Origin of the sequence: Bifidobacterium sp. UBA6881 (genome assembly GCA_002451435.1) — a bacterium.
GTDB lineage: Bacteria > Actinomycetota > Actinomycetes > Actinomycetales > Bifidobacteriaceae > Bifidobacterium.
In genome coordinates, this window is the sequence record DKCF01000031.1 from 10,976 (window position 1) to 17,514 (window position 6,539).

Here is a 6,539-nt window from a genome sequence, read left to right on the forward strand (position 1 = left end):
TCCGACGCTGATGAGTCCGAACGGACAGATGACGAGTCTGAAGAAACGGACGGCGAGTCCGAAGGAACGGAGGAATCCTCCGATTCCGATGAAACGGACGAAAGCGGCAAGAAGGAGGCCGAATGATGGGGAAGCGTTTCCATATGGTCGCGGCTGCCATGCTTGCCGCGGGTCTGGTCATCGGCATGGGCGGATGCGAAGGGCAGTTGCCCACGCCGTCCGCCGCGTCATCGCAGAAGCCGGTGCCGAATCTGACGGAACGGCAAGAGAAGACGATCCGCACGAATATCGTCAAAACGCTGGATCAGCTCAACGCGAACCGCGACACCGACAATCTCTCGACGGTTCTGGAAGGCCCTGAACTCGACATCCGCACCAGCGAACTGAACGTGGCGAAGGCGACCAACAATCTCGACCGGAAGACCACGATTCCGACAGGTCTGGCCCAGGCGGTGATCTCCACCGATTCCGGCTGGCCGCGCACGATATTCTCCATCACCTCGACCACCGAAGACCAGCAGTCCAAACGTCTGTTGGTGCTGAAGCAGGATTCCGCCCACCAGAACTACAAACTGTGGGGCGTCGCGAGACTGTTCTCCGGCGTGAAGATGCCGAGCTTCGAAATCGCCAGCACCGGCAGCCAGCAGGGCTCAGCCGACGATTCCGGCCTCGTGATGAAGCCCAAGGAAGCCGTCGCGGCCTACGCCGATCTGCTGCAGAACAACGCGAACAGCAAGTACGCCTCCCAATTCGCCGATGACGATTTGCGCACCAAACTCGAGGCGCTGACCGAACAGGTGCAGAAGGCCATGGAATTGAACGCCGGCACGCAGCAGCAGACGTTCACGCCGGTGGAGGACGCGATGTGCGTGATGCGCACCGCCGATGGCGGCGATCTGGTCGTGGCGCAGATCGATTCCGAATGGACCCGTGCGGCTGGCGAGGGACGAGAATCCCAGCCGGCCTCCGATGCGGAAAAGGCGCTGTTCGGTGACGGCACGGCCACGAGCACCATGAAGACCACGTATGTGAACGTGGTGGCGCTGTACATTCCGCAGGCCGGTCACGGCGCGAAGATCACCGCGGTCGGTTCCGAACGGCAGCCGGTGAAGGTCGAGGCGCTCTGACGCTCGTCTTCGCTGAATGTATTGATTGTTGACAGGGAGGCATATATGGCAGAACAAAAGCCATTCAATCCAGGGGTTTCGTTGGCGGGAGCCGTCGATTTGGAGGCACTCAAGCATCAGGTGAAGGCGGAGCCGGGCCAGGCCGGCGGCGCGCCGGCCGCGGGCGGCTACGTCATCGATACGACGGAGGGCACGTTCCAGGCGATGGTGCAGACTTCGGCCACGTTCCCGATTCTGCTGCTGTTGTGGGTGCCCACCGACGACCGCCTGTTCGACATGGCCCGCAAGCTGGGCGAAGCGGTGAACAAGCTGAACGGCCAGATTCAGCTGTCGCGTATCGACATCGCCTCCAGCCCGTCAATCGCCCAGGCGTTCCAGGTGCAGGGCGCTCCGGCGTTGTTCGGATTGATCGGCGGCCGTCCGATGCCGATTCTGCAGGGACTGCCGTCCGACGAGGAACTGCAGCAGATCACCGATACGGTGATTCCGAAGCTGATCGCGGCGGCGCAGCAGGCCGGCGTGACCGGTTCCGCCCCGTATTCGGGCGATCCGGATTCCGACGCGGCGAATTCCGCATCCGCGGCCAGCGCCCAGGACGAGGTTCCTCCGGAACATCAGGAGGCCTATATGCTTGCCCAGCAGGGCGATTACGCAGGTGCCGCGGAAGCCTACGCGAAAGTGCTGGAGGCCGATCCGAACGATGCACGCGCGGCCCGTGAGCACGCGAAGGCGTTGCTGCTGGCCCGTTCCGCGAATGCGAACGTGCGTGAGGTGCGTGCCGCCGCGGCCGACAATCCGGGTGACGTGAACGCGCAGCTCGCCGTCGCCGATGTCGATATGATCGGCGGCCAGATCCAGGACGCGTTCGACCGTCTGCTCGATTTCGTCGCGGATGGGCACAAGGCCGACATCGAGCCGGTGCGCCAGCGTCTGCTGGAGTACTTCACGATTCCGGAGCCGACCGACGAACGTCTGAAGCGCGCTCGCCGCCGTCTGGCCACGTTGCTGTACTAGGACGTGCCAAGCTGCGACTCGCGCGTCCGCCGTTCCGTGCCGCACGGCCGCCGGATGTCGCGATGGATGCATGAAAGGTGGTGTGCCTGAAGGCGCACCACCTTTGTCGTTAAGAGCCATGTCCGGTGCATGATTGCCGTTTTCGGCGGTCGCGTCCACGGTCATGATGCCGTAACCATGGTTTAGGGAATTTCGGTCATTTTCGGCCATATATGGGCGTCATGGGAATTCTGGCGGCTTCTCTGGCGCATGCCGACCTGTCGGTTTCCGCGGTCGCGGTCCGTTCACTCCATGCGATTGACGCCGAAGTAGTCGAGGAACCGCGGTCCATCCGTTTCGAGTTCCCGTTCGAAGTCCGCGCGCCATGCGGAATAGGGGTTCGCGGCCAATCCCTCGTTGCTGAACCGCGCTTGGTCGGTGATTTCCGTGACGCAGAATTTCGGGATGGCGAGATTGATGACCGGACCGATGCGTTCCGCCTCGGCGATGATGAGCGGGGCATTGGCCCCTCCGAACACGTCGATGTTCCACCCGTCTTCTTCGATCCAATCGGTGAAACGGTTTTTGATGGTCACCTCGCCGCCGCGCTTGATGAGCTCCGCGGCGATGCGCGCGTCGATGTCCCGGCTCGCCTCATATCGGGTTCCGCCCACCGAAGGGCCCTTCACGCTGATGGAGCCGGAGCGGAAATCGTCCTGATAGCGTTGCAGAATCTCCAAGGGCTGAAGATCGGGAGTCATGGCAAGCCGGACGTTCCGTGTCTTCAACCGGACGCGAAGCGCGTAACCGCCATCGTGCACATAGTAGCTTTGTATGATCAGCGTCGGGCTGTCCCAATCATCCAGCTCGATGGGCAGCGCGCGGCAGAAGAATCGACGTGTGTGCTCGAAATTGTCCATGATGTGTCCAAACTTTGCTCCTAGCGTCAGTGTAGCCATATACGCCGGTAAATCACAGTGATGTCGGAAGCTTCGGTCTGCGTGTTGTTTTGGACTTCGTGTCGCTTCCGCGCGGCGAGCGTGTAAAGTAGATTGCTGCACGGGTTTGTAGCTCAGCGGATAGAGCGTCTGTCTCCGGAACAGAAGGTCGTGGGTTCGATCCCCATCAAGCCCACCAGAGGCTCCGCGCCCATCGACATCCGTCGGTGGGCGCGGTTTTTATATGTGGCTCGCATGTGATTCATGCCAAGCGGCCCGCTTCGTTTCCTATGGCTCGTGTGGTTCATTCCACGCGGTTCATACCGGCCCGTATCGATTCATGGAAGCCTGCGATGCCGTTCCCCATTCGCATGGGTACACTTTGAGTACGCGAATACCCTCGTACATAAGGAGAAGCATCATGAGCAACAAGCTGGAAGCAGTGGCGACCTCCGAGGCTCCGGCGGCGCTCGGCGCATACAGCCAGGCGGTGAAGGCCAACGGATTCGTGTTCGTCTCCGGCCAGCTGGGCATCAACCCGGCCACCGGCGAACTGGCCGGAGCCAGCGCCGGCGAACAGGCCGCGCAGGCGCTGAAGAACATCAAGAACATCCTCGACGCATCGGGAAGCGGCCTGGAGAACGTGTGCCGCGCCACCATCTACCTGAAGAACGTCGATGACTTCCACGAGGTGGATGATGTGTACGCGAAGACGTTCACCGGTTCCGTGAAGCCGGCCCGCGTGGCGTTCGGCGGCAACAACATCCCGAAGGGCGCGCTCGTCGAGATCGACGCCATCGCCGCGCTCTGAGCGATGTTACCGGGCGGACGGTCGCTTCCTGCCGACGTTCGCCGAAATTCCTGTGATTCGGGTTCGCATGCCATGCGGCGTGCGGACCCGAATCACGTATATGCGCTATTCGGCGCGATTTACATGATTCGTGTGATTCACGCGGCTTGCCGGTCCTGCCGGTTCTGCGCGCCGTCGCGCGGCGATTGCACGGATCGCGGCATGGACGGCGTGGAACGCTTCGTGCGTGGCGTGGAACGGTTCGCACGCGGCTTGGAATCCTCGGAATCCGGCCGTCGTGTCACGGCGCGCGGAGCCTGTTCGACATGCGTGGAATCATGGTCGAGATATGCGCGCACCGAAGGAACCGCATCGTGCATGCTGTCGCTGAGCAATCCACGCGCGCCCAACCGCAGCGCGCGGCACACGTCGTACCGGTCATCCGCCTTGCCGACGTACACGGCGACGCCGTGCGCCCGCGCGCCGCGCATGAACCGACGGGTGACCTCACGGGAGCGGATCACCACGAAGTCCATGCGCTGACGCCAATCCACCTGCTCCGCCCGGCCGCTCAGGCACCAGCCGACCTTCCAACGCGGATGCCGCGCCAAAATCAGATCCACCGCCCGGCGGCTCGTCGACATGAACATCGCGCGGCGGGCGAATCCCGTCCGCCGGACGGTTCCATCCACGATGCGCACCAGACGCGCCGCATGGCGGTCATCGGTCTTCATGTCGAGCAGCAGGCCCAGATGATCGTTCGACCGCTCGGCGGTCCTGATGGCCTGGACCAGCGACGGCACATGAAAGTCATCGTTCGGCATCCGCCGCGTATCCATCGGCATGGAGGAAAGCCGACGGAACGTCAGCCGGTTGATCCTCCGATTGACGCCATCGCACGATAGCCGGCCCGTCGCACGGTCGTGGAACACCACCGGCCTGCCATCGGCGGTCAGCCGCACGTCGATCTCCGCGTAATCGGCATGCGCCCTGCCGGCCGCGCGAATCGATTGCAACGAATTCTCGGGCGCATGGTCGGTGTCGCCGCGATGCGCGATGATGACCGGACCGTGCTGGCGACGCGGCGCGGAATCCGCAAGCGCGTCATCGGCGCGAATCCACGCCGCATGGGCGAACAGCATTCCCGCCACGACCAGCAGCGCCATGAATATTCCATGGAAACCATGCCTGAGCATAATCGGCCTTCTTTGCATGACGTTCCCCGACGGAGCCCATCGAATCGCATCCGATGACGGATTCGATGAAGATGGGCTCGATGAAGAGGAACCAAACGATACACGGCACAGTATGCGACGGCAATCTCAAAACGGATGCGCGCCATACGATATGTGAACCCGGAATCCGATGATTCCGAGGCTCCCGTATAGTGGTGGTTTCGGGCGCCGGTCGAACGGAAGCCGTGCCCAGCCAAGTATTGAAGGAGCTGCCGCGCATGGCCGATTCGAACGCCAAAGATGCCGAAACGCAGACAACAGCCGAAGACCATGGCGAGGCGACCGCCGAGGCGCAGGGCGGACTCGAGCGCAAGATGGAGACCCGCCATCTGACGATGATCTCCCTGGGCGGCGTCATCGGCACCGGTCTGTTTCTGAGCTCCGGCTACACCATCCACCAGGCGGGACCACTCGGCGCGATTGTCGCCTACGCCATCGGCTCCATACTCGTCTACTTCGTGATGCTCAGCCTCGGCGAGCTTTCCGTGGCGATGCCGTATGCCGGCAGCTTCCACCTGTATGCGAAGCGCTTCATCGGCCCCGGCACGGCGTTCACCATCGCCGTGCTGTACTGGCTCAACTGGGCCGTGGCGCTCGCCTCGGAATTCACCGCGGCCGGACTGCTCATGCAACGGTGGTTCCCGCATTCGCCCACATGGGTGTGGTCGGCGGCGTTCATCGCGGTCGTGTTCCTGCTCAACATCCTGTCGGTGCGGCTCTACGGCGAATCGGAGTTCTGGTTCGCCTCCATCAAGGTGTTCGCCATCATCGCGTTCATCGTGATCGGACTGCTCGCCATATTCGGCGCGATCCCGATCTCCGGATACGACCATGCGCCGCTGTTCGGGAATTTCTACAACGATGGTTGGCTGCCGAACGGCATACTGCCGATCTTCTCGACATTGCTGACCGTGGTGTTCGCGTTCTCCGGAACGGAGGTCGTCGGCGTCGCGGCGGGGGAGACGAAGGATCCGTCGAAGGCCATCCCCAAGGCAGTGCACACCACGGTGCTGCGTCTGGCGATTTTCTTCATCGGCTCGATCGCCGTCATGGCGGCGTTGATTCCATGGCACAAGTCGGGCGTCGACACCAGCCCGTTCGTGCTGGTGTTCCAATCGATCGGCATGCCGTTCGCCGGCGACGTGATGAACTTCGTCGTGCTCACGGCGGTGCTGTCCGCCGCGAATTCGGGATTGTACGTATGCTCGCGCATGGTGTGGTCGCTCGCCCAGGAGCGGATGATCCCCCACGCGCTGGCGAAGACGAATTTCCATGGCGTTCCGGTGTTCGCCGTGCTGTTCAGCATGGCGGGATCGCTGCTGGCGCTGCTGTCGTCCGTGGTCGCCGCCTCGACGGTGTATCTGGCCTTGGTGGCGGTTTCCGGACTGGCGACGTTGGTCGTGTGGGCGTCGGTCTGCGTATGCCATGTGCGGTTCCGTCGGCAGTGGCTGGCCGA

At 62.7% G+C, this 6,539-nt stretch carries 6 protein-coding genes and 1 tRNA gene; 5 read left to right on the forward strand and 2 right to left on the reverse strand.

What is annotated here, in order from left to right:
• Window positions 1-125 precede the first annotated feature (125 nt).
• Window positions 126-1,127 (forward strand): hypothetical protein, encoded by a 1,002-nt coding sequence (locus B3C64_RS02445; protein ID WP_291533496.1) that lies wholly within the window; start codon window positions 126-128, stop codon window positions 1,125-1,127.
• Between the two features lie 45 nt (window positions 1,128-1,172).
• Window positions 1,173-2,141: a tetratricopeptide repeat protein gene (locus tag B3C64_RS02450; protein ID WP_291533489.1), complete on the forward strand. Its 969-nt coding sequence runs from the start codon at window positions 1,173-1,175 to the stop codon at window positions 2,139-2,141.
• Between the two features lie 284 nt (window positions 2,142-2,425).
• On the opposite strand, the gene B3C64_RS02455 is transcribed toward B3C64_RS02450, so the two are convergent.
• Window positions 2,426-3,040, reverse strand: a complete 615-nt coding sequence (locus tag B3C64_RS02455) for a hypothetical protein (protein ID WP_291533491.1) — start codon at window positions 3,038-3,040, stop codon at window positions 2,426-2,428.
• Window positions 3,041-3,181: 141 nt separating this feature from the next.
• On the opposite strand from B3C64_RS02455, the gene B3C64_RS02460 reads away from it, so the two are divergent.
• Together B3C64_RS02460 and B3C64_RS02465 are read left to right on the forward strand one after the other, a co-directional pair.
• Window positions 3,182-3,257 (forward strand) — tRNA-Arg (locus B3C64_RS02460).
• Window positions 3,258-3,479: 222 nt separating this feature from the next.
• Entirely contained in the window at window positions 3,480-3,869 is a 390-nt protein-coding gene (locus B3C64_RS02465) for a Rid family detoxifying hydrolase (protein WP_291533493.1), read from the forward strand.
• A 137-nt stretch (window positions 3,870-4,006) separates the two neighbouring features.
• On the opposite strand, the gene B3C64_RS02470 is transcribed toward B3C64_RS02465, so the two are convergent.
• Window positions 4,007-5,014 (reverse strand): glycerophosphodiester phosphodiesterase family protein, encoded by a 1,008-nt coding sequence (locus B3C64_RS02470; protein WP_291533494.1) that lies wholly within the window; start codon window positions 5,012-5,014, stop codon window positions 4,007-4,009.
• A gap of 383 nt (window positions 5,015-5,397) precedes the next feature.
• On the opposite strand from B3C64_RS02470, the gene B3C64_RS02475 reads away from it, so the two are divergent.
• Window positions 5,398-6,539 (forward strand): amino acid permease (locus B3C64_RS02475; RefSeq protein ID WP_291533497.1); only part of this gene is annotated, 1,142 nt, incomplete at its 3' end.

What these genes read in the sequence shown, in the direction of transcription:
- B3C64_RS02470 (WP_291533494.1), bottom strand. Translation starts at nt 5,014, where the DNA reads ATGGCGCTGCTGGTCGTGGCGGGAATGCTGTTCGCCCATGCGGCGTGG.
- B3C64_RS02450 (WP_291533489.1), top strand. Translation starts at nt 1,173, where the DNA reads ATGGCAGAACAAAAGCCATTCAATCCAGGGGTTTCGTTGGCGGGAGCC.
- B3C64_RS02465 (WP_291533493.1), top strand. Translation starts at nt 3,480, where the DNA reads ATGAGCAACAAGCTGGAAGCAGTGGCGACCTCCGAGGCTCCGGCGGCG.
- B3C64_RS02455 (WP_291533491.1), bottom strand. Translation starts at nt 3,040, where the DNA reads ATGGACAATTTCGAGCACACACGTCGATTCTTCTGCCGCGCGCTGCCC.
- B3C64_RS02445 (WP_291533496.1), top strand. Translation starts at nt 126, where the DNA reads ATGGGGAAGCGTTTCCATATGGTCGCGGCTGCCATGCTTGCCGCGGGT.